Below are 20252 nucleotides of genomic sequence, written 5' to 3'. Positions count from 1 at the left end.
CAGGCCCCCTCGTTCAGTGACTGAGCACCACCTTGCCCGACAGGCGGCCGGCGGCGTGCCGGCGGTGCACCTCGACGATCTCTGTCATCGGGAGGCGTTCGCTGACGCCTGGCGAGACCCCGTCGGCGTCCACCCGGCGGGCAATCTCGTTGAGGTGGGCGGGATCCCAGCGGACGGTCATGACCATCGCGCGTACCGCCTGTCGGTGGTCCGTCGCCGGGGACGAGGTGATGGAGACCAGACGACCACCCGGCTCGATGAGGGCGACGAGCCGATTCAGGTTGGACCCGTCGACGGGTGCCGTGTTGAACACGGCGTCGACCGGCTCGGTCAGCCGGTCGACCGCGTAATCCAGGATCTGGTCGGGACCGGCCGACCGGGCTGCCCTGATGCTGGCCGGGCCGGCCACCGCCAGAACGGTGGCGCCGGCCAGCTTGGCGAACTGCACGGCCAACCGACCGACGCCACCGCCCGCGCCGTTGACCAGGATGCGCTGGCCGGGCCGGACCCGCAGGTGGTCGTGAATGCCCTGCCAGGCGGTGAGCCCGGCGATCGGCAGGGCGGCGGCGTCGGCGAGCGGGATGCTCGTCGGCGCGGGGACCACCATCGCCGCCGGAGCGAGGGTGAACTCCCCGGTGGCCCCGTCCGCCGGTCGTGGCAGGGCCGCGATGACCCGGTCGCCGACCGCGTGGTCGGTGACACCCGGACCGAGTTCGACGATCGTGCCAGCGACGTCGGTGCCGGGGATGTGCGGCATCCGGACGGGATGGGAATGGTGCAGGACACCGGCTCGGATGACGGCGTCCGCCGGGTTGAACGACGTGCCCGCGACCTTGATCAGAACCTCGCCGGAACCGGGGGTGGGCACGGGTGCCTTCTCGTAGCGGAGTACCTCTGGTCCGCCGTACTCGTGCATTCGGATGGCGTGCATGTCTTCCTCCACTGGGGATTGCGGCAAAAGAGGTGCCCGCGGCCATGACCCGCGGCTGCGGGTTCGTGGCCGCGGGCACGCGGGCGGGTCAGCCGGTGACGAGCTTCTGGGCGTACTCGGGGTTGGTGTAGTCACGCCAGGCGGCGATCTTGCCGTCGCGGATCTCGTAGATCGCCATGTTCATGACCGGCGCGACCGGTCGGCCCGGCAGGCCGAGGCCGTGGACCTGCTCGGCGATCACGACGTCGCCGTCGACCGCCTGGTGCACGGTCGCGAACTGAATCTCCGCGAACGTCCCGAAGACGCCGCGCCACACCTCCACGACCGCGTCCCGGCCGCGCACCTGCTGGTCGCCGTACGCGTGGAACACGACGTCGGGGTGCAGGTAGGGCACGAGACGGTCGGCGTCCTTGGTGTTGAACGCCTCGACGAACTCACGTACCAGGGTGTCGTTGCTCGATGTCATCTGAGGTTCCTTCACTTGGTGGGCTGGGTGGCGGCGTTGAACACCGGCGGGGTGTAGCCGGCCGGCTTGTCGCCGATGCCGAGGCCGGGGCTCACCACCCAGGACTGGTACTGCGGGGTGAACATCACGTAGGGCACCCCGAGTTCCGGCGCGCTGGCCTCGTCGAGCCGGCGACGGGCGTCGGCCGGGATCTCGAAGTCGAGCGCCGCGAAGTTGCTGCCGACCTGTTCGGCGCTGCTCGCCCCGATGATCACCGAGGCGACGGCGGGCTGGGTGGCGACCCAGTTGATCGCGACCTGCGCCATGCTGCGGTCGAGGTCGGCGGCGACACTCTGCAGAGCCTCGATGACCTTCCACTCGCTGGCGCTGACCTGGCGACCTCCGGCGTCCGGGTTGGTCAACCGGCCGGTGCCGCTCAGGCCGTCATCGGTGCGCCGGTACTTGCCGCTGAGCAGGCCGCTGGCGATCGGGCTCCACGCGGTGAGGCCCATGCCCATGGTCTGGGCCATCGCCACGAACTCCGCCTCGATGCCCCGGCTGACCAGGGAGTACGGCAACTGAAGGTTGATCATCGGGGCCAGTCCGTGCGCCTCGGCGTAGCTCTGCGCCCGGGCCGCGTACCAGGCCGGTACGTCGGAGAGACCGGCGTAGCGGATCTTGCCGGCGCGGACCAGGTCGTCGAGGGTGTGCACGACCTCCTCGACCGGGGTGATCCGGTCCCAGGTGTGCAGCAGGTACAGGTCGATGTAGTCGGTGCCGAGCCGGCGCAGCGACGCCTCCACGGCCCGCATGATGTGCTTGCGACCGTTGCCGCTGGCGTTCGGGTCGCTCGGGTCGACGGTGTTGGTGAACTTGCTGGTGAGCACGAGCCGTTCGCGGACACCGGCCCGCTCGATCAGCCGGCCGAGGATCTTCTCGCTCTCCCCGGCGGTGTAGAAGTCCGCCGTGTCGATGAAGTTTCCGCCCGACTCCAGGTATTGGCGGAAGATCGGCTCCGACTCCTGCTCGGTCTTGCCGTACGCGGCGTGGAACCCGTCGACGCCGAAGTTCATGGTGCCCAGCGCCAGTCGGCTCACCCGCAGACCGGACCGCCCGAGCAGGTAGTAGTGGTTCATCGTTGCGTCCTCCCGATCGTGGTGTCGGCCCGTGTCGGACCGCGCTCCAGACCTTTGCTCGGCAAAAATGGACCTGCAAGTCCAAACCTGCGGCTAGGGTTGGACCGGCAGTCGAGGGCGGCTGCCGGTGACGGAGGTCTCATGACACGCGCGTTGACCCGCAAGGGCGAGGCGACCCGGGCGCGGATCGTCGCCGGTGCCGCCGCCGAGATCCGTGAGCGCGGCGTCGACGACGTGCGCCTGGAGGATGTGATGGCCCACACCGGCACCAGCAAGGGCCAGCTCTTCCACTACTTTCCCGACGGCAAGGAGGAGTTGCTGCTCGCGGTCGCCCAGCACGAGGCCGACCAGGTGCTCGTCGACCAGGAGCCGATGCTCAGCAACCTGACGTCCTGGCCGGCCTGGCAGGCGTGGCGCGACCGGCTCGTCGAGCGCTACCTCGCGCAGGGGGTGAAGTGCCCGCTCAACGGCCTGCTCGGCCAGACCGGCCGGCGGGCGCCCGGCGCGCAGGCGATCGTGACCGGTCTCATGTGGCGCTGGCAGGCGGCGATCACCGAGGGCATCCGGCAGATGCAGTCGACCGGGGACATCGCCCCGGACGTGGACGCCGAGCGCGCCTCGGCGGCGCTGCTGGCCGGCATCCAGGGAGGCGTACTGCTGCTGCTCTCCACCGGGAAGATCGATCACCTCGAGGCGGCCCTCGACCTCACCATCGAACGCCTGCGAGCGAGCGCCCGCACCGCCTGACGGCCCGGTCGGCGGCGGCCCGGAGCGGGATCGCTCCGGGCCGCCGACCTCAGCTGTGCTCAGGCCGTGACGCAGCGGTAGCTCGCCGCCGCCTTCGGGTCGCCCTGACCGGTGAAGCGGGCCACCTGCGGGTACCGACAGGCGTTGCGGGTGACGCTGCCGTCGGCGCTCGACGTGGCGAGGGTGGCCGGAGCCTGTCCCTTCTCCACCCAGTTGACCAGGGCGTCCAGCTCACCGGTCGGCTGCGGGCCGGGGCCGCCGCCGCAGTGGGCCACGCCGGGCAGCAGGAACAGCCGGTAGAAGTCGTCGACCCGGCGGTTGCCGCCGGACACCCGGTTGACCCGCTCGCGGTAGTCGACGGTGCCCTGGGTGGGCACCAGCTGATCGGCCTGGCCGTGCCAGCTGAGCAGCTTGCCCCCGGCTCGGGCGAACGCGGACAGGTCGGGATCGTCGGTGCCGATGACGTCGTTGTACCGCTGCTGGGACTCGCGGAAGATCTGCGCGAACCGCTGGTAGGTCAGCTTCGTCGTGTCGAACGAGGGATCCCGCTGCACGAAGTACTTGACCCAGGTGTCGGCGACGGTGAACGGCACGCCCGCCTTCGCCAACCAGTCGAAGGTCGCGCCCTTGTTCGGGCCGTACCAGAGCTTCTTGCCGGTGGGGGAGACCGGTCCGGCCCAGATCTTGCGGACCGCGTCGGCGGTGGCGGCGGAGATCGTGATCTCCCTGCCCTCGCAGACGACAGTGGTGCCGATCAGCCGCCGGGCGTCCCAGTGGCAGTCCTGCGGGTTGTCGATGATGCCGTCGGCGACCCCGTCGAGAGTGTCGCAGGCCTTGGTCGCCGCGGTGTTGAACGCCTCCAGCTCACACTGGGTGGGCTGGACCTTCTCCTCGTTGAAGACGACCTGCGGCCACAGCGTCGCGACCGCGAACCGGTCCCAGTTGACCGCCGGCGCGTCGGCCAGGATGCCCTGGAAGTCGTTGGGGTGCTCCTGGGCCTCCAGGTAGCCCTGGCGGCCGCCGGTCGAGCAACCGTTCCAGTACGCGTAGCGCACCGGGCTGCCGTAGAACTTCTTGGCGACGTCCTTGCCGACGACGGCCATCTCGTGCAGCGAGCGGGAGGCGAAGTTCTTCAGCAGAGGCTTGTTGACCGTGCCGGCCGGGGTGAGCGCCCAACCGCTGACGTCGGCCGGATTCTGGCCGATGCCGGCGTCGGTGGCGGCGGCGACATAGCCGTTCTTCACCGCGCTGACCAGCGGGGCGCCGAAGTCACCGGCGAGGTAGGCGCTACCCCCGGTGGCCTGGAACCGACCGGTCCACCGTCGAGGATCCTGCGGCAGCGAGATCTTGACCTGGACGTGGTCGTCGGCGCCGGGGTGGGCCAGGGTGACCGTGATGTCACACCAGGCCGGCACATCGGTGATCGGCGGCGGTGCGTCGAGCGGGGGTACGGCGGGGAACGTGACCGTTCCGCCTGCGTTCGCGACCGCCGTCACCGACTCGACCCTGGCGCCTGCGGGCGGGGCGACCGGCACGGCCGCGCACGTCGTCGCGGCGGCGGTGCCGCCGTCACGCGCGTCGGCGGCCATCGGCAGCAGTACGGCCGACAGCGGCACGGCAGCCGCCATCAACATGATCAGTCGTCTTCTCATGCCTGTCACCCTCGCCCGGGGTCGACGATCCTCACCCCAGGGAGACTCCCTGGGGTGAACCCTGGCCGTTGTGGAGCCGCTCACACCGGCGACCGACACCGGAGTTGTGCCGAGGTAGCTTGACTCGTGCCGTCTCTCAGCGAGGGGAAGACCGTGAAAACCGTTGACGTCGACGTGCTGGACAACCCGGCCTGGGCCTCGCTGAACGGCCCACACGCACCCTTCGCCGAGGTACGCGGACAAGCCGCACGGTATCCGTCCGAGGTGTCGCCGTTCCACGCGCTCGCCGATCCCGCCGACCGGTCGGCGTGGGGGGATCTGGCGACGTTGGCCGGGCCGGGGGCGTCGGTCATGCTGCCGGGCGGCCCGGACAGCGCTCCGCCCGGGTGGGAGATGACCGGTGCGATTCTGGGCGTGCAACTCGTGGCCGACGGTCTGCGCGCCGAACCGGACCCGGAGGCCGTGGTGCTGACCCGCGCGGACGTACCGGAGATGCTGGACCTCGTCCGCCGGACCGAGCCGGGGCCGTTCCTGACCCGCACCATCGAACTCGGCCCCTACCTGGGCATCCGGCGCGACGGTGCGCTCGTTGCCATGGCGGGGGAGCGCATGCATCCGCCCGGGTGGACCGAGATCAGCGCGGTCTGCACGGATCCGTCGTACCGGGGCCACGGCCTCGCGACCCGGCTGATCCGCGCCGTCGCGGCCGGTGTCCAGGAGCGCGGCGAGACAGCCTTCCTGCACGCGGCCACGGTCAACACGAGCGCGATCCGACTGTACGAGGCGATGGGCTTCACCTTCCGCCGCCACCTCACCTTCGGGCGGTACCGGGAGACCGGGACGCAGGAAAGGCACGTAGATGAATGACGACGAGCACCGCCCACCGTTGGTGCTGCTGCACGGCCTCACGTTCGACCGGCGACAGTGGGATCCGGTCCGGCGTGCGCTTGCGGTGATCGATCCGGCCCGGCAGGTGCTCGCTCTCGACCTGCCCGGTCACGGCGATTCACCGAGGAGGACCTCGTACCGGATGGCCGAGGTCGCCGAGGTCGTGCACGACCAGGTGACCGAGGCGGGTCTCGCCGAGCCGGTCGTGGTGGGGCACTCGGTGGGCGCGGTGGTCGCCACCACGTACGCGGCCCGCTACCCGGTCCGTGGCGTGGTGAACCTGGACCAGATCCTGCTGCCCGGCCCATTCGGTGCTGCCGTACGCCAGTCCGAGCCGACACTGCGCGGCCCGGACTGGCGGCGGGTGTGGGACGGCATGCTGGCCGGGATGGGCATCGAGTCGTTGCCGGCCGAGGCGCGTGAGATCGTGACGACCGCCACCGATCCCCGGCCGGATCTGTTGCTCGGTTACTGGGGCGAGATCCTGCGCGGATCTGACGAGGAGATCGCCGCGGCGCGGCACCGCGATCTGCGATCCATCGGCGAGCGGGCGACCCCCTACCGCTGGGTGACCTCGTCCGAGCCGCCGGCCCGCTACCTGGCCTGGCTGACCGGGACCCTGCCGGAGGTTGAGGTGACCCTGCTGCCCGGCAGCCACTTCCCGCACCTGGCCGAGCCGGCGACGATCGCCCGGCTGCTGGCGACCGGCTGAGAGCGGTCGGTCGAGCACGTCGGCGGGAACGAGGGCAGCGGAGGCTGGACCCTCGGCCGGCGAGTTATTCTTGCGCCCGAGTTGCCGGAGATCGGAGCAGGCGTGGCAGGTGACGACGACATCTCCGGGTGAGCACCCGGACCGGCCGCCGACGGGCGCGTGATCGCGCCGCAGTCGCCGCGGCCGCTGTCGTCATGCCCTGCTCCCGCCGGGTGCCCGTGCGCGACCCGGATCATCGTTCTCCGAGGTTCCCCATGTCTGTTCGACCTGCTCTCATCGCCCATGACCTCGTGCGGGTCCGCGGCGACCGGCGGGTGCTCGACGGCGTCTCGCTGACCGCCGCGCCCGGCCACCGGATCGGCCTGATCGGTGAGAACGGCACCGGCAAGACGACCCTGCTGCGGGTCCTGGCCGGCGTCGACGTACCCGATTCCGGCGGCGTCACGCGCCCACCGGACGTCGGCTTCCTGCACCAGGAGCTGCCCTTCCGTCCATCCACGACCATCGCCGCGGTCCTCGATGACGCGCTGCGCGAGGCCCGTGCCGACCTCGCCGAGCTGGACCGGATCGGCACCGCGCTCGCCGATTCGCCGCAGGGCACCGAGCAGCACGACCGGCTGCTGGCCGGGTACGGCGAGGTTCTGGAGCGGGCGCAGGACCGCGACGCCTGGGACGCCGACCGGCGTGCCCGGACGGTCCTCGACGGGCTCGGCCTCGGCGGGCTGCCCCACGATCGGACGCTGGGCGTCCTCTCCGGCGGTCAACGTGGCCGGCTCGCGCTCGCGGCGATGCTGATCCGCCGGCCGAGCGCGCTGCTGCTCGACGAGCCCACCAACCACCTCGACGACGCGGCGGCGGCGTTCTGCGAGGAACAACTCCGTGCAATGCCCGGGGTGGTCGTGGTGGCCAGTCACGACCGGGCCTTCCTGGACGCGGTCTGCACGGATCTCATCGACCTGGATCCGGCGGTCGACGGGCCGGTCCGCTTCGGAGGCGGCTACACCGCGTACCTGACGGCGAAGCGCGCCGAGGCGCAACGGTGGCGTCGGCGCTACGAGGACGAGCAGGCGCTCCTTGCCGACCTGCGCGAGGCCGCGGCCGTGACCGGGCATCAGGTCGCCCACGGCCGTGGCCCACGCGACAGCGAGAAGATGGGGTACGGGCACACCGCCGGGCGCGTCCAGAACCAGATCTCCCGTCGCGTCCGCGACGCCGCCCGCCGACTGGAGACGATCGAGCGCGACCCCGTACCCGTGCCGTCGGAGCCGTTGCGCTTCCACGCGCCCATGCTCGCCACCGGTGACAGCGGCGAGGTCATCGTCACGGCGGACCGGCTGGAGGTTCCCGGCCGACTGCGGGTGGCACACCTGGAGATCAAGGCCCGCGACCGGCTTCTGGTGACCGGCCCCAACGGCGCGGGCAAGTCCACTCTGCTCGCCGTGCTCGTCGGCCATCTGAGCGGTGCCGGAGCGCTCTGGCGGCGTCCGGGTCTGCGGGTCGGTCTGCTCGCCCAGGACAGCGTCTTCGCGGATGCGCGGCGGACGGCCCGGCAGGTCTTCGACGCGGCCGTCGGCGTGGAGCGGGCCGAGGTCGTACCGCTGTCGTCCCTCGGACTGCTCGCCCCGGCGGACCTCGGCCGCCCGGTGGCCGACCTGTCGGTCGGGCAGCGCCGTCGGCTCGCTCTCGCGGTGCTCGTCGCCGACCCGCCGGATCTGCTCCTGCTCGACGAGCCCACCAACCACCTCTCGCCGACCCTCTGCGACGAGCTGGAGGAGGCACTGAACACCGGCCCAGGCGCCATCGTCGTGGCCAGCCACGACCGCAGACTCCGCTCCCGCTGGCGAGGCCGACAGCTCGCCCTGACCCCCAACCCACCCCCGCCCTCCGCAACCCCGCCTCGATGATCAAGAGGTTTGCGTCATCCTGTCCGGCGTGTCGTGACGCAAACCTCTTGATCACCGGAGCCTGCGGGCAGGGCGGGGCGGGGCAGGGCCGCAGCAGGTCCGCTGGTGGGGGGTTGGAAACGTTTTCGTAACGGACCCTTGACCTCTCCGCCATCTGCGGAGCAGACTCCCGGAAACGTTTACAGCTATCGGGTGGAGGTGCCGGACGTGGGTCGTAAACGTTTACAGGAACCGGCTGACGGCCGGCCCACGGTGCACACCGTTGCCGCCCGCGCCGGTGTGTCCATCGCGTCCGCCTCGCGGGTGCTCAACGGCGTCGGCGGCAGCCCCGAGACGATCCGCAAGGTCCGCGAGGCGGCGGCGGAGGTGGGGTACGTGCCCAACGCGATCGCCCGCTCGTTGCAGTCGCAGCGCACCGGCCTGATCGCGCTCGCCGTCGAGGACATCGGCAACCCGGTGTACGTGGAGATGATGCGCGCCATCGAGGCCGTGGTCGCGTCCTCCGGCCGGCAGCTGCTGGTGCACGCCACCGGCGGGCGGATCGACAACGAGACCGCCCTGCTGCGGCGGCTGGCCAACCGCTACGTGGACGGGATGATCGTCTCGCCGATCCGGATCACCGACGACCACCTGACCGCGCTGGTGGACAGCCCGGTGCCGGTGGTGGTCGTCGGACAGCTCGGCGCGGACGCCGGGGTGGACAACGTGCGTACCGACTCACGGCAGGGCGTCGCGCTGGCCGTGGACCATCTCGTCGCCACCGGCCGACGTCGCATCGGCTTCGTCAACGGCCCGCTCGACACTGTCCCGGGCGTCGCGCGGGACGCTGGTTTCCGGGCCGCCCTGGCCGGACACGGCATCGCGCTCGACGAGGAGTTGGTCGAGGTCGGCGACTTCCAGTACGCGGCCGGCCGGGCAGCCACCGAACGTCTTCTCGCCCGCACCGACCCAGACGCCCTGGTCTGCGCCAACGACCTGATCGCGGTCGGTGCGCTGCACGCCCTGCTGGCTGCCGGTCGCCGCGTACCGCAGGACGTCGCCGTGGTCGGCATGGACGACACCGAACTGGCCCGGATGATGTTCCCCCAGCTCTCCAGCGTCTCGCTCGGTTCGGCCGAGCGAGGTCGCCGCGCCGCCGAACTCCTCCTGCAACGCATGGCCGACGCGACCCTGCCGCCGCGTCGCGAGCAGGTGCCGCCGAGCCTCACCGTCCGGGCGTCGAGCGCCGCGCCGCTGCCGGCACCCCGCTCCGCCGCGCCTGGCCCACCGACCACCCACCCGTCCAGCGAAGGGGTGACCGCATGACCACCCTGACCGAACGACCGGACGTCGAGCGGGCCGAGCCGGCCCGCCGGCCGAACCGGTTCCGGTCCGACCGCACCACCATCTACCTGCTGCTCCTGCCGTCACTGCTGCCGATCCTGGTGCTGTCGGTGTTTCCGCTGCTGCGCGGCATCTATCTCGGCTTCACCGACGCCCGGGCCGGGCGCAACGTCGAGGTCAGCTTCACCGGCCTCGCCAACTACCGGGAACTGCTCGGCGACGAGCTGTTCTGGAACTCGTTCAAGATCGGCCTGCTCTGGGCGGTCGGGGTGACCGTCCTGCAGTTCCTGCTCGCCCTCGGGCTGGCCCTGCTGCTCAACCAGCAGTTGCGGTTCCGCGGTGTGGCCAGGGTGCTGGCCGTCGTGCCGTGGGCGATGCCGCCGGTCGTGGTCGGCATCCTCTGGAAGCTCGTCTACCACCCCGACGCCGGTCTGATCAACGAGTTCTTCCACCGAATCGGCGCCGACGGGTTGCGCACCAACTGGCTCGGCGACTTCAGCACCGCGCTGCCCGCAGTGATCATCGTCGGGGTCTGGGCGGGCATGCCGCAGACCACAGTCGTCCTGCTCGCCGGTCTGCAGGGCGTGGGCCGTGAGCTGCACGAGGCGGCGGCGGTGGACGGGGCCAGCACCTGGCACCGGTTCCGGCACGTCACGCTGCCCGCCCTGGCACCGGTGATCGTGGCCATCACCTCGCTGGACTTCATCTGGAACTTCAACTCGTTCGGTCTGGTCTACGTGCTGACCGCCGGCGGGCCGGGCGGCAAGACGATGCTGCCGATGCTCTTCGCCTACGAGGAGGCGTTCCGCTACGGCAACTACGGCTACGCGGCCGCGCTCGGCAACGTGATGGTCGTGCTCATCATCGCGCTGCTGGCCGTCTATCTCCGTCGCCGGCTCAGGGAGGCGAACTGACATGTTCGGAAAACCGAGCCGCACCAGCCGGACGTTGCAGTACCTGGCGCTCGCCGGCTACCTGATCTTCCTCGGGTTCCCGCTGGTCTGGTTGCTCTCCACGGCGTTCAAACCGCCACGTGAGCTGGTCCGCCTGCACCCGACGTTGATCCCGGACAACCCGACCCTGCAGAACTTCGTCCAGGCCTTCACCGAGCAGGAGCTGGGCCGGGCGGCGCTCAACAGCCTCCAGGTCTCGCTCGCCTCGGCGGTGCTGACCGTGCTGGTCGCCATGCCGGCGTCGTACGCGCTGGCCCGGTTCCGTTCCAAGCTCGGCACCGCCGCGCTGGGCTGGGTGCTGCTGTCCCAGCTCTTCCCGTTCGTGCTGCTGATCATCCCGATCTTCCTGGTGCTGCGGCAGGTCGGCCTGGCCAACACGCACGCCGGACTGGTGCTGATCTACGTGGTCTGGGCGCTGCCGTTCGCGCTGTGGATGTTGCAGGGCTTCGTCCGCAACATTCCCCGGGAGTTGGAGGAGGCCGCCTCGGTCGACGGGGCGAGCCGCGTGCAGGTCCTCCGGCGGGTGGTCTTCCCGCTGCTCGCCCCGGGCCTGGTCGCGACCGCGCTGTTCTCCTTCATCTCGGCCTGGAACGAGTTCTTCTTCGCGCTGGTGCTGATCAAGACCCCGGAGCTGGCCACCCTGCCGGTGGCGCTGGCCCGGTTCGTCGGCATCGAGGGCACCGCCCGACTGGGGCCACTGGCCGCCGGATCACTGCTCGCCACACTTCCCAGCCTGATCTTCTTCGCGTTCATGCAGCGCCGGCTCTCGTCCGGGTCGCTCGCGGGCGCGGTCAAGGGCTGACGCTTCCCCCAACCACCACCAAGGAGGTAACCCCCATGCTCCGTACCCGATTCCGTCGGCTCGCCGCGGCCGCCGCGGTCGCGGTCGTCGGCCTCGGCGCGCTCACCGCGTGCGGTGACGGCGGCGACGAGGCCACGTCCGGCCCGGTCAAGCTGCGCTTCCTCAGCCTCGCCTGGCAGAAGGAGTCGCTACAGGTCAACAAGGACCTCGTCGCCAGATGGAACGCCGAACACCCGGACATCCAGGTCGAGTACGTCCAGGGTGACTGGAACTCGGTGCACGACCAGCTCCTCACGTCGTTCGAGGGGGGCGACGCGCCGGACATCGTGCACTACGAGGCGTCCTCGATCGGCGAGTTCAGCAAGCAGGGCTACCTGGCCGACCTGTCCGACCTGGTCTCCGACGACCTGAAGGGCCAGATCGACAAGGGCATCTGGGACACCGCCACCGTCGACGGCAAGGTCACCGGCGTGCCGTTCCTGCTGGAGTCGCAGGTCGTCATCGCCAACAAGAAGCTGCTCGACGCCGCCGGCGTCGCGGTGCCGCCGGCCGACGGCGGATGGACCTGGGACGAGTTCCAGACCAACGCCCAGAAGCTCACCAAGCCCGGCCAGTACGGCGCGGCGTGGGCGCTGAAGTCGCCGACCAACCGGGTGCTCAACCTGGCGCTCAACTACGACGGCAAGTTCTTCTACGGCGACGGCCGGCGCGCCGAGGTCAAGGTCGGTGACGGGGAGAAGGAGATCCCGAAGCGGATCCACGACATGCTCTACACCGCCAAGTCCGCCTCGCCGGAGGCGCTCGGCATGAGCGGCGCGGACACCCTGCCCGGCTTCTTCGGCGGCAAGTACGCGATGCTGCCCGGCTCGGTGTCGCTGCGTCAGCAGATGGTCGAGCAGGCGCCGGCCGGCTTCGAGTGGGTCACGCTGCCGCCGCTGAAGGGGCTCTCCGCCAAGCAGGCCGCCAACCCGCAGACGCTGTCCGTCGCCGCCGACAGCAAGCACAAGAAGCAGGCCGCGCAGTTCCTCGAGTACTTCCTGAACCCGACCAACATGGCCGCGCTGGCCAAGGGTGACTGGCTGGTGCCGACCGGCAAGCAGGCCAACGAGGAACTGGTCAAGCTCACCGCCGGCAAGCAGGGCTGGGACGTTGCGGCAGCCAGTGCCAAGGAACTGACCGTCGCCCCGTTCCAGCAGGCCGACGGCTACCCGGAGTGGAAGACCAAGTACGCCACCCCGGCTCTCCAGCAGTACTTCGCCAACAAGATCACCATCGATCAGCTCGGTACGCAGTTGGTCGACGGTGGCAAGCAGGTCTCGAGGTAACGACATGTCACTCTTGCTCGACACATCGGTCGGTTGCCTGGTCGGCGCCGCGGTCGGAGACGCCCTGGGTGGCGCCACCGAGACGGCGTTGCCCGAGCAGATCCGCGCGCGCTTCGGCGGCTGGGTCGAGGGCATCGTGCCCCCGTACCACGCCGACTGGGCCACCGCGCGACCGCTCGCGCCGTACCACAAGGGCGACGGGCACCTCACCGACGACACGTTGATGACCCACGCCCTGGTCCGCGCGTACGCGGCCAAACGGGACCACCTCGACGCGTACGACGTGGTGGAGCTGCTGGTTCCCGACCTGATCGAGCGGGTGGTGTACATCCCCGACCTGGAGCGCGACGGGGTGACCTTCCACCGGCTCGCCGCCGCCGAGCGGTGGCTGGTCACCCGGCTGCACCACGCCCACGCTGACCCGCGTGAGGCCGGGGTGGGCAACATCGTGAACTGTGGCGCGGCCATGTACATGGCCCCGGTCGGCATCGTCAACGCGGGCGACCCGGCCGGGGCGTACGCCGAGGCGGTGGAGATCGCCGGCGCGCACCAGCACAGCTACGGGCGGGAGGCCGCCGCCGTCTTCGCGGCCTCGGTCGCGGCGGCGGCGACTCCCGGCGCGGGCGTCGACGACGTCGTCGCCGCAGCCCTGGACCTGGCCCGCGACGGCACCCGCGCGGCCATCGACGCGGTGGTCAAGGAGGCCCGCGGCCACCACGACTGGAAGCAGGCCATCCCGGCGCTGCGTGCCGCGGTCGCCCCCTACGACACGGTGGGGGAGGAGTACCGCAGTCCCGGGCTGGGCGCGCGGCGGCCGAGTCGCCTGCACGCCATCGAGGAGCTGCCGGTGGCCCTCGGCATGCTGGTGGTGGCCGGCGGTGACTTCCGGGCCGCGGTGCTCGGGTCGGTCAACTACGGCCGGGACGCCGACTCCACCGCCACCATGGCCGCCGCCATCGCCGGGGCGCTCGGCGGCGCGGCGGTGGTGCCGGCGGAGTGGTCCGACGTGGTCGCCACCGCGTCGAAGACCGACCTGGTGGAGCCGGCCCGCGTCCTCGCGGCGGTGGCCGGCGAGGTCTTCGAGCGCGACCAGGCCCGGTTCGCCCGGCGGGCCGACCGCTTCGCCGCGCTGGCGCGGGAGTCGACCCGGTGAGGATCACCTGGGTGCAGCCGGAGGACCTGCTGCCGCACGAACTGGCGGCCAGCCGGGACGAGGGACGCGACGTCGCCGCGCTCGCCGCGCGCTGGACGGCGGCCGGCGGGGACCTGACCCCGCCGGTCAGCGGGGCGTCGCCGACCCCGGCGGCACCGGAACTGCGGGCGCTCGCGGTGGAGTTGCTGGACGCCGCCGACGCGCTGCCGAGCGTCAACGCCGCCGACGAGCCGGACGACCTGGCCACGGTGCGCGCCGGCTGGCCGGCAGGCTGGTCGCTGCCGACCGAGGTGAGGTACGACCGGCTGCACGGCGCCTGGCTCGGCCGTGCGGTCGGCTGCCTGCTCGGCAAGCCGGTGGAGAAGATCCCCCGCGAGGGCATCCGGGAGATCCTCACCGCGACCGACCGGTGGCCACTGCGCGACTGGTTCACCGCGAAGGGACTCCCGGCCGAGGTCGCCGCGCGTTGGCCGTGGAACCGCCGCAGCGCGCCGACCAGCCTCGCCGAGAACATCGACGGCATGCCCGAGGACGACGACCTGAACTACGCGCTGCTGGCCCTGCGGGTGCTGGAGACGCACGGTCGGGGTTTCACCAGCGCCGACGTGGCGCAGGCGTGGCTGGACTGGCTGCCCGGCGGGCGGGTCTTCACCGCCGAGCGGGTCGCGTACCGCAACCTGCTCCTCGGGTACGCGCCGCCGCAGAGCGCCCGCCGGCACAACCCGTTCCGGGAGTGGATCGGCGCGCAGATCCGCACCGACGTGTACGGCTGGGTCAACCCCGGTCGGCCGGACCGCGCCGCCGAGCTGGCGTTGCGCGACGCGGCCGTCAGTCACGTCCGGGGCGGGGCGCACGGTGCGATCTGGGCCGCCGCCCTGGCCGCGGCCGCTCCGGTCGCCGACACGGTGGACGAGGTGCTGGACGCTGCCGAAGCGGTCCTGCCGCCGCGCAGCCGGTTCGCGGCCACGGTCCGCGAGGCCCGTGCCCTCGGCGCGGGGACCGACGACTGGGAGGCCGTGGTCGACGAGCTGTACGCCCGGCACGGCCACCTGCACTGGGTGCACGTGCGCAACAACGCCGCGCTGGTGGCCGCCGCGCTCGCGTACGGCCGGGGTGACCTGGAGCGGTCGATCACCGCGGTGGTCAGCGGCGGTTGGGACACCGACTCGACCGGCGCGACGGTCGGTGCGGTGACCGGGGCGCTCACCGGTGCGTCCGGGCTGCCGACGCGCTGGGTCGCCCCGCTGCGCAACCAGCTGGCCAGCAGCATCGGCGGCTTCGACGGGATCGGCTTCGACGAGCTGGCCGAGCGGACCCTCACCCTGGCGAAGCAGGGCGGAACGGAAGGGAACGTGGCATGAGCGCACACGTGGCGGTGGTGGGCAGCAGCAACCTGGACCTGGTGGTCACGGCGTCGCGGCTGCCTCGCCCCGGTGAGACGGTGCTCGGCGAGAACTTCCGGACCGTGCCCGGCGGTAAGGGCGCCAACCAGGCGGTCGCCGCCGCCCGGGCCGGGGCGGCCTGCGACTTCGTGGGCGCGGTCGGCGACGACGAGTTCGGTACGCAGTTGCGGACGAGCCTGGTCGGCGCGGGCGTGGACGTTCGTGGCCTGCGGACCGTCGCCGGTCCCTCCGGTGTCGCGCTGATCGGCGTGGACCGGGAGGCGGAGAACTTCATCGTGGTCGCGCCCGGTGCCAACGGCACGTTGACCGAGCTGGACGCCGACGACCGGGCCACCATCGCGGCGGCGGACGTGCTGCTGCTCCAACTGGAGGTGCCGCTGACCGCCGTGATCCAGGCGGCCGACTGGGCCCGGGCCGACGGCACCACAGTGGTGCTGAACGCCGCTCCGGCCGCGGCGCTGCCCACCGAACTGCTCGACCTGGTCGACGTGCTGGTGGTCAACGAACACGAGGCCGCCGTCGTGGCCGGAGTCTCCTCCGACGACCCGCCGGTGCTGCTCGACGCGCTGCTGAAGCTGGTGCCCCGGGTGGTTCTCACCCTCGGCGCGCGCGGCGCCGCGTACGCCGACCGGCGCGGCCTGCGTCTCGCGGTCCCGGCGCCGCAGATCGACGCGGTCGACACCACCGCCTCGGGGGACGCGTTCACCGGCGCGCTCGCCGTGGGCTGGGCCGAGCGTGGCGGCGCCATCAGCGAGGACACCGTCACGGCGAGCCTGCGCTGGGCCTGTGCCGCCGGCGCGGCCTGTGCCCAGCGGCCCGGAGCGTCCACCGCCCTGCCCGACCGGCCGGCCATCGACGCCCTCTACGACGCGACCTACCGAGGTGCACCGTGAGCTTCAACCCGTACGTCCCGCGCCCGATCGACCTGCCGACCGACGTGCCGCTGGGCGGGCACGCCGACCTGAGCACCCTGGACGAGGCGAAGATCTTCGCCGCGCCGGGCGATCCGGCGGACTGGCCGGCCTGGCGGGAGCAGCTCGCCCGCTGGCGGGCCGACGCCCGGGACCGGATCGGCTACGTCGGCGAGCACTACGACGAGATCGCCGGTGACTGCTTCAGCGTCTGCCTGGCCTGGCTCTGGGACGAGGCGCTCTACGACCACGAGCGCGGCGTCTTCACCGTCGACGGGTTCCTCGACGCGGCCGGGCGGGACTTCGGCGGCTTCGACGGGGTGGTGCTCTGGCACGCGTACCCGGTGATCGGCCTGGACGACCGCAACCAGTTCGACTGGTACCGGGACGTGCCGGAGCTGCCCGAGGTGGTGCGCGCGTTCCAGGAACGCGGGGTGCGGGTCTTCGTCGACTACAACCCGTGGGACACCGGAACCCGGCGCGAGGCGGGCACCGACGCCGAGGAGGTCGCCGCGCTGGCCGGCAATCTCGGCGTCGACGGGGTCTTCCTGGACACCCTCAAGGAGGGCGCCGGGGAGCTGCGCGCCGCGCTGGACGCGGTGCGCCCCGGCATGGTCCTGGAAGGCGAGAGCAGGGTTCCGTTGGCCCGCATCGCCGACCACGCCATGTCCTGGGCGCAGTGGTTCGCCGACTCCGAGGTGCCCGGTGTGCTGCGGGCCAAGTGGTTCGAGCGGCGGCACGTGCTGCACCACACCCGGCGCTGGCACCGCGACCACCTCGACGAGCTGCACTCCGCCTGGCTCAACGGCGTCGGCGTACTGGTCTGGGAGAGTGTCTTCGGCGTCTGGGTCGGCTGGAACGAGCGGGACCGGGCGGTGCTGCGGGCGATGCGCCGGGTGCAGCACAGTCACGCCGCGTGGTTGCGCGCCGAGGACTGGGTGCCGCTCGCCGACCACCCCGGCCAGGGCCAGGTGTACGCGTCCCGCTGGACGCACGACGACCAGCCGCTGTGGACGGTGGTGAACCGGGGCGCGGACCACGACGGCCCGTGGCTGCTCACCGACCCGAACGCCGGGCGACGCTTCGTCGACCTGGTCACCGGTGCCGAGTTGACCGTCACCGAGACCGCCGACGGTCGGTTGGCGGTGGGCGGCCCGCTCCCGGCCGGCGCGATCGCGGCCGTGGCGCCCGGTGCCGCCGCCGCGCACCAGCACGAGCCGCCGACCGGCGACCCGGCCTTCCCGGCCCGCGAGGCGGTACGCGTCCGCACGCCGTGGGCGCCCCGGCCGGAGTTGCCGCCGGGCATGGTCGCCGTCGACGGCGGCCGACGGGACCTCGTCGTCCGGCACCGGGTGCGGGAGACCGGGCTGTACGGCGAGGCACCCTACGTCGACGAGTGGAAGCCGTTGCCGCCCCGGCTGCACCACCCCGGCACGCTGCGCCGCAGCGTGCGACTCGGCCGGTTCGCCATCGCCACCCACGAGGTAACCCACGGCGAGTACGCCGAGTTCCTGCGAGCCTCGCGCTACCGGCCGATGCGTCCGGAGCGGTTCACGGCCGGGTGCGGACCGGCCGACGCCCCGGTGACCGGGGTGGAGCTGGCCGACGCGAGGGCGTACGCGGAGTGGGCAGGGTTGCGTCTGCCCACCGAGGACGAGTGGCAGGTCGCCGCCGAGGCGGGGCTGCTCGTACGGCGTGAGCCGTTGGTGTGGAACCTGACCGACAGCGAGCACTCCGACGGGCGTACCCGTTTCGCCATCCTCAAGGGCGGTGCCGCCTATCGGGCCGAGGGCTCCGACTGGTATCTCGACGGCGGCCCCCAACCGGCGGACGTCTCGGTGAAGTTGCTGCTCACCGGCGCCGGTCTCACCCGCTCCGACCAGGTCGGTTTCCGCTGCGCGGCGGATCTGGTGGACGAGCCGGAGGTGACCCGGTGACCGCGCCGCTGGACGGGGTCAAAGTCGTCGACCTGGCCACCCTCTTCGCCGGGCCACTCGCGGCGGCGTTCCTCGGCGACTTCGGCGCCGACGTGATCAAGGTGGAGCATCCGGTCAAGCCGGACCCGTCACGGGGGCACGGCCCGGCCCGGGACGGTGTGGGGCTCTGGTGGAAGGTCCTCGGCCGCAACAAGCGCACCGTCACCCTCAACCTGTCCGACCCGGACGGTGCCGCGTTGCTGCGCCGGCTGCTCGCCGACGCCGACGTGCTGGTGGAGAACTTCCGCCCCGGCACCCTGGAGCGGTGGGGGCTCGGCCCGGCCGAGCTGCACGCCGTCAACCCACGGCTGGTGATCGCCCGGATCAGCGGGTTCGGGCAGGTCGGCCCGTACTCGCGCCGGCCCGGCTTCGGCACGCTCGCCGAGGCGATGAGCGGCTTCGCGGCGGCCACCGGCGAACCGGACGGCCCACCCACGCTGCCGCCGTTCGGGCTGGCCGACTCGGTGACCGCGCTCGCCGCCGCGTACGCGGTGATGCTGGCGCTGCGGGCCCGGGACGCCACCGGAACCGGGCAGGTGGTGGACCTCGCCATCATCGAGCCGATCATGGCGATGCTCGGGCCGCAGATCACCTGGTACGACCAGCTCGGCTACGTCCAGCCCCGGCTGGGCAACCGGTCCAACAACAATGCCCCGCGCAACACCTACCGGTGCGCGGACGGGCGCTGGGTGGCGGTCTCCACCAGCGCGCAGAGCATCGCCGAACGGGTGCTGCGGCTGGTGGGCAGACCCGAGCTGGTCGACGAGCCGTGGTTCGCCACCGGCAGTGGCCGGGCCGCGCACGCCGACGAGTTGGACGCCGCGGTGAGCGCCTGGGTGGCACAGCGGGACCGCGACGAGGTGGTGGCCGCGTTCGAGGAGGCGCAGGCTGCGGTCGCGCCCGTCTACGACGTGCGGGACATCCTCGCCGATCCGCAGTACGCGGCACTCGGCACCGTACGCACCGTGCCGGACGAGGAGTTGGGTGAGGTACGGATGCAGAACGTGCCGTTCCGGCTCACCGAGACGCCGGGCGAGATCCGGCACGCCGGACGGCGGCACGGTCAGGACACCGACGCGGTGTTAGGGGCGCTCGGCGTGACCGACGAGGAGTTGGCCGCGCTGCGCGAGCGGGGGGTGCTGTGATGCTGCTGAGCTTGCTCTACGTGCCAGGTGACCGTCCGGACCGGTTCGCCAAGGCGGTCGCCTCGGGAGCCGACGCGGTCATCCTCGACCTGGAGGACGCCGTGGTCGCCCGGCGCAAGGCGTACGCCCGCGACGCGGTCGCCGAGTTCCTCGCCGAGACACACCCGGTGCCGGTGCAGGTCCGGGTCAACGAGCTGACCGGCCCGGACGTCGACGCCGACCTGACGGCGGTGACCGGCCGGCCCGGGTTGAGCGGGCTACGGCTGCCGAAGGTCGAGTCGGCCGCGACGGTGGCGGCCCTCGCCGAGCGGGTCGACGTACCCCTGCACCCGCTGATCGAGTCGGCCCTCGGGCTGGAGGCCGCGTACCCCATCGCCGCAGCCCACCCCGCGGTGGCCTCGATCGGGCTCGGTGAGGCCGACCTCCGCTCGGACCTCGGGGTGAGTGACGACGACGGGCTGCTCTGGGCGCGCGGCCGCGTGGTGGTCGCGGCCCGCGCGGCCGGCCTGACCCCACCGGCGATGTCGGTGTACGCCGACGTCGTGGACCTCGCCGGTCTGGCCGCCTCGTGTGCGGTCGGTCGGCGGCTCGGGTTCCTCGGCCGCACGGCGATCCACCCGCGCCAACTTCCGGTGATCGTCGAGGCGTTCCGTCCGGCCGACCGGGAGGTGACCCGCGCGGCCGAACTGCTGGCCGCCGTGGCGGACGCGGAACTGCGGGACTCGGGGACCGTGGTGCTGCCCGACGGCCGGTTCGCCGACCGGGCGATGGTGGCCGCCGCCCGGCGCGTCGTCGACCTGGCCGCGCGCTACACCGCCTGAGTGCCAGCGGCCGGAGGCCACCGAG

The 20252-nt window shown here is 72.2% G+C and carries 18 protein-coding genes; 14 read left to right on the top strand and 4 right to left on the bottom strand.

Features of this window, described 5'->3' with window-relative positions:
- Nucleotides 1–13 precede the first annotated feature (13 nt).
- The 3 genes from ABGB10_RS01595 to ABGB10_RS01585 all read right to left on the bottom strand — a co-directional run bounded on the left by ABGB10_RS01595 (nt 14) and on the right by ABGB10_RS01585 (nt 2512).
- The gene (locus tag ABGB10_RS01595; protein ID WP_347659004.1) at nt 14–931 is read right to left on the bottom strand and encodes an NADP-dependent oxidoreductase; all 918 of its coding nucleotides are present in this window, start codon (nt 929–931) and stop codon (nt 14–16) included.
- Between the two features lie 88 nt (nt 932–1019).
- Complete coding sequence (locus ABGB10_RS01590; RefSeq protein ID WP_347659003.1) at nt 1020–1397, bottom strand: nuclear transport factor 2 family protein; 378 nt, start codon at nt 1395–1397, stop codon at nt 1020–1022.
- An 11-nt stretch (nt 1398–1408) separates the two neighbouring features.
- Nucleotides 1409–2512 (bottom strand): aldo/keto reductase, encoded by a 1104-nt coding sequence (locus tag ABGB10_RS01585; RefSeq protein WP_347659002.1) that lies wholly within the window; start codon nt 2510–2512, stop codon nt 1409–1411.
- 141 nt (nt 2513–2653) lie between these two features.
- Here ABGB10_RS01585 and ABGB10_RS01580 point away from each other — a divergent pair, with 141 nt between their 5' ends.
- Nucleotides 2654–3259, top strand: coding sequence for a TetR/AcrR family transcriptional regulator (locus ABGB10_RS01580; protein ID WP_347659001.1), 606 nt, complete (start codon nt 2654–2656; stop codon nt 3257–3259).
- Nucleotides 3260–3318: 59 nt separating this feature from the next.
- Here the strand turns inward: ABGB10_RS01580 and ABGB10_RS01575 are convergent, their stop codons facing one another.
- Entirely contained in the window at nt 3319–4911 is a 1593-nt protein-coding gene (locus ABGB10_RS01575; RefSeq protein WP_347659000.1) for a tannase/feruloyl esterase family alpha/beta hydrolase, read from the bottom strand.
- A 153-nt stretch (nt 4912–5064) separates the two neighbouring features.
- On the opposite strand from ABGB10_RS01575, the gene ABGB10_RS01570 reads away from it, so the two are divergent.
- From ABGB10_RS01570 to ABGB10_RS01510, 13 genes are all read left to right on the top strand, one after another.
- On the top strand, nt 5065–5778 hold the full coding sequence (locus ABGB10_RS01570) for a GNAT family N-acetyltransferase (protein WP_347658999.1): 714 nt from the start codon (nt 5065–5067) through the stop codon (nt 5776–5778).
- Nucleotides 5771–6511 (top strand): alpha/beta fold hydrolase, encoded by a 741-nt coding sequence (locus tag ABGB10_RS01565; protein ID WP_347658998.1) that lies wholly within the window; start codon nt 5771–5773, stop codon nt 6509–6511. The genes ABGB10_RS01570 and ABGB10_RS01565 overlap by 8 nt, the downstream gene beginning before the upstream one ends.
- A gap of 254 nt (nt 6512–6765) precedes the next feature.
- Nucleotides 6766–8415, top strand: coding sequence for an ABC-F family ATP-binding cassette domain-containing protein (locus ABGB10_RS01560; RefSeq protein WP_347658997.1), 1650 nt, complete (start codon nt 6766–6768; stop codon nt 8413–8415).
- A 207-nt stretch (nt 8416–8622) separates the two neighbouring features.
- A complete protein-coding gene (locus ABGB10_RS01555; protein ID WP_347658996.1) occupies nt 8623–9720 on the top strand; it encodes a LacI family DNA-binding transcriptional regulator in 1098 nt (365 codons plus the stop codon).
- A complete protein-coding gene (locus ABGB10_RS01550) occupies nt 9717–10652 on the top strand; it encodes a sugar ABC transporter permease (RefSeq protein ID WP_347658995.1) in 936 nt (311 codons plus the stop codon). Before ABGB10_RS01555 ends, ABGB10_RS01550 begins: the two co-directional genes overlap by 4 nt.
- 1 nt (nt 10653) lies before the next feature.
- Nucleotides 10654–11493 (top strand): carbohydrate ABC transporter permease, encoded by an 840-nt coding sequence (locus ABGB10_RS01545; RefSeq protein ID WP_088989072.1) that lies wholly within the window; start codon nt 10654–10656, stop codon nt 11491–11493.
- Between the two features lie 35 nt (nt 11494–11528).
- Complete coding sequence (locus ABGB10_RS01540) at nt 11529–12818, top strand: sugar ABC transporter substrate-binding protein (protein ID WP_347658994.1); 1290 nt, start codon at nt 11529–11531, stop codon at nt 12816–12818.
- Between the two features lie 4 nt (nt 12819–12822).
- Nucleotides 12823–13971, top strand: coding sequence for an ADP-ribosylglycohydrolase family protein (locus tag ABGB10_RS01535; protein ID WP_347658993.1), 1149 nt, complete (start codon nt 12823–12825; stop codon nt 13969–13971).
- Nucleotides 13968–15332 carry an ADP-ribosylglycohydrolase family protein gene (locus ABGB10_RS01530; protein WP_347658992.1) on the top strand — a complete coding sequence of 455 codons (1365 nt, stop codon included), beginning with the start codon at nt 13968–13970 and terminating at the stop codon, nt 15330–15332. The genes ABGB10_RS01535 and ABGB10_RS01530 overlap by 4 nt, the downstream gene beginning before the upstream one ends.
- Nucleotides 15329–16267 (top strand): ribokinase, encoded by a 939-nt coding sequence (locus tag ABGB10_RS01525; RefSeq protein ID WP_347658991.1) that lies wholly within the window; start codon nt 15329–15331, stop codon nt 16265–16267. The genes ABGB10_RS01530 and ABGB10_RS01525 overlap by 4 nt, the downstream gene beginning before the upstream one ends.
- On the top strand, nt 16264–18222 hold the full coding sequence (locus ABGB10_RS01520; RefSeq protein ID WP_347658990.1) for an SUMF1/EgtB/PvdO family nonheme iron enzyme: 1959 nt from the start codon (nt 16264–16266) through the stop codon (nt 18220–18222). The genes ABGB10_RS01525 and ABGB10_RS01520 overlap by 4 nt, the downstream gene beginning before the upstream one ends.
- Entirely contained in the window at nt 18219–19406 is a 1188-nt protein-coding gene (locus tag ABGB10_RS01515) for a CoA transferase (protein ID WP_347658989.1), read from the top strand. The genes ABGB10_RS01520 and ABGB10_RS01515 overlap by 4 nt, the downstream gene beginning before the upstream one ends.
- The gene (locus ABGB10_RS01510) at nt 19406–20227 is read left to right on the top strand and encodes a CoA ester lyase (protein ID WP_347658988.1); all 822 of its coding nucleotides are present in this window, start codon (nt 19406–19408) and stop codon (nt 20225–20227) included. Before ABGB10_RS01515 ends, ABGB10_RS01510 begins: the two co-directional genes overlap by 1 nt.
- Nucleotides 20228–20252 lie beyond the last annotated feature (25 nt).

This window comes from Micromonospora sp. B9E7 (assembly GCF_039871815.1).
Lineage (GTDB): Bacteria > Actinomycetota > Actinomycetes > Mycobacteriales > Micromonosporaceae > Micromonospora.
Note: the sequence above shows the minus strand (reverse complement) of the source record. Positions and strands in the feature narration are given on the sequence as shown.

Coding starts and splice junctions, on each gene's coding strand:
- ABGB10_RS01595 (WP_347659004.1), bottom strand. CDS start 931: ATGCACGCCATCCGAATGCACGAGTACGGCGGACCAGAGGTACTCCGC.
- ABGB10_RS01590 (WP_347659003.1), bottom strand. CDS start 1,397: ATGACATCGAGCAACGACACCCTGGTACGTGAGTTCGTCGAGGCGTTC.
- ABGB10_RS01585 (WP_347659002.1), bottom strand. CDS start 2,512: ATGAACCACTACTACCTGCTCGGGCGGTCCGGTCTGCGGGTGAGCCGA.
- ABGB10_RS01580 (WP_347659001.1), top strand. CDS start 2,654: ATGACACGCGCGTTGACCCGCAAGGGCGAGGCGACCCGGGCGCGGATC.
- ABGB10_RS01575 (WP_347659000.1), bottom strand. CDS start 4,911: ATGAGAAGACGACTGATCATGTTGATGGCGGCTGCCGTGCCGCTGTCG.
- ABGB10_RS01565 (WP_347658998.1), top strand. CDS start 5,771: ATGAATGACGACGAGCACCGCCCACCGTTGGTGCTGCTGCACGGCCTC.
- ABGB10_RS01560 (WP_347658997.1), top strand. CDS start 6,766: ATGTCTGTTCGACCTGCTCTCATCGCCCATGACCTCGTGCGGGTCCGC.
- ABGB10_RS01550 (WP_347658995.1), top strand. CDS start 9,717: ATGACCACCCTGACCGAACGACCGGACGTCGAGCGGGCCGAGCCGGCC.
- ABGB10_RS01545 (WP_088989072.1), top strand. CDS start 10,654: ATGTTCGGAAAACCGAGCCGCACCAGCCGGACGTTGCAGTACCTGGCG.
- ABGB10_RS01540 (WP_347658994.1), top strand. CDS start 11,529: ATGCTCCGTACCCGATTCCGTCGGCTCGCCGCGGCCGCCGCGGTCGCG.
- ABGB10_RS01535 (WP_347658993.1), top strand. CDS start 12,823: ATGTCACTCTTGCTCGACACATCGGTCGGTTGCCTGGTCGGCGCCGCG.
- ABGB10_RS01525 (WP_347658991.1), top strand. CDS start 15,329: ATGAGCGCACACGTGGCGGTGGTGGGCAGCAGCAACCTGGACCTGGTG.
- ABGB10_RS01510 (WP_347658988.1), top strand. CDS start 19,406: ATGCTGCTGAGCTTGCTCTACGTGCCAGGTGACCGTCCGGACCGGTTC.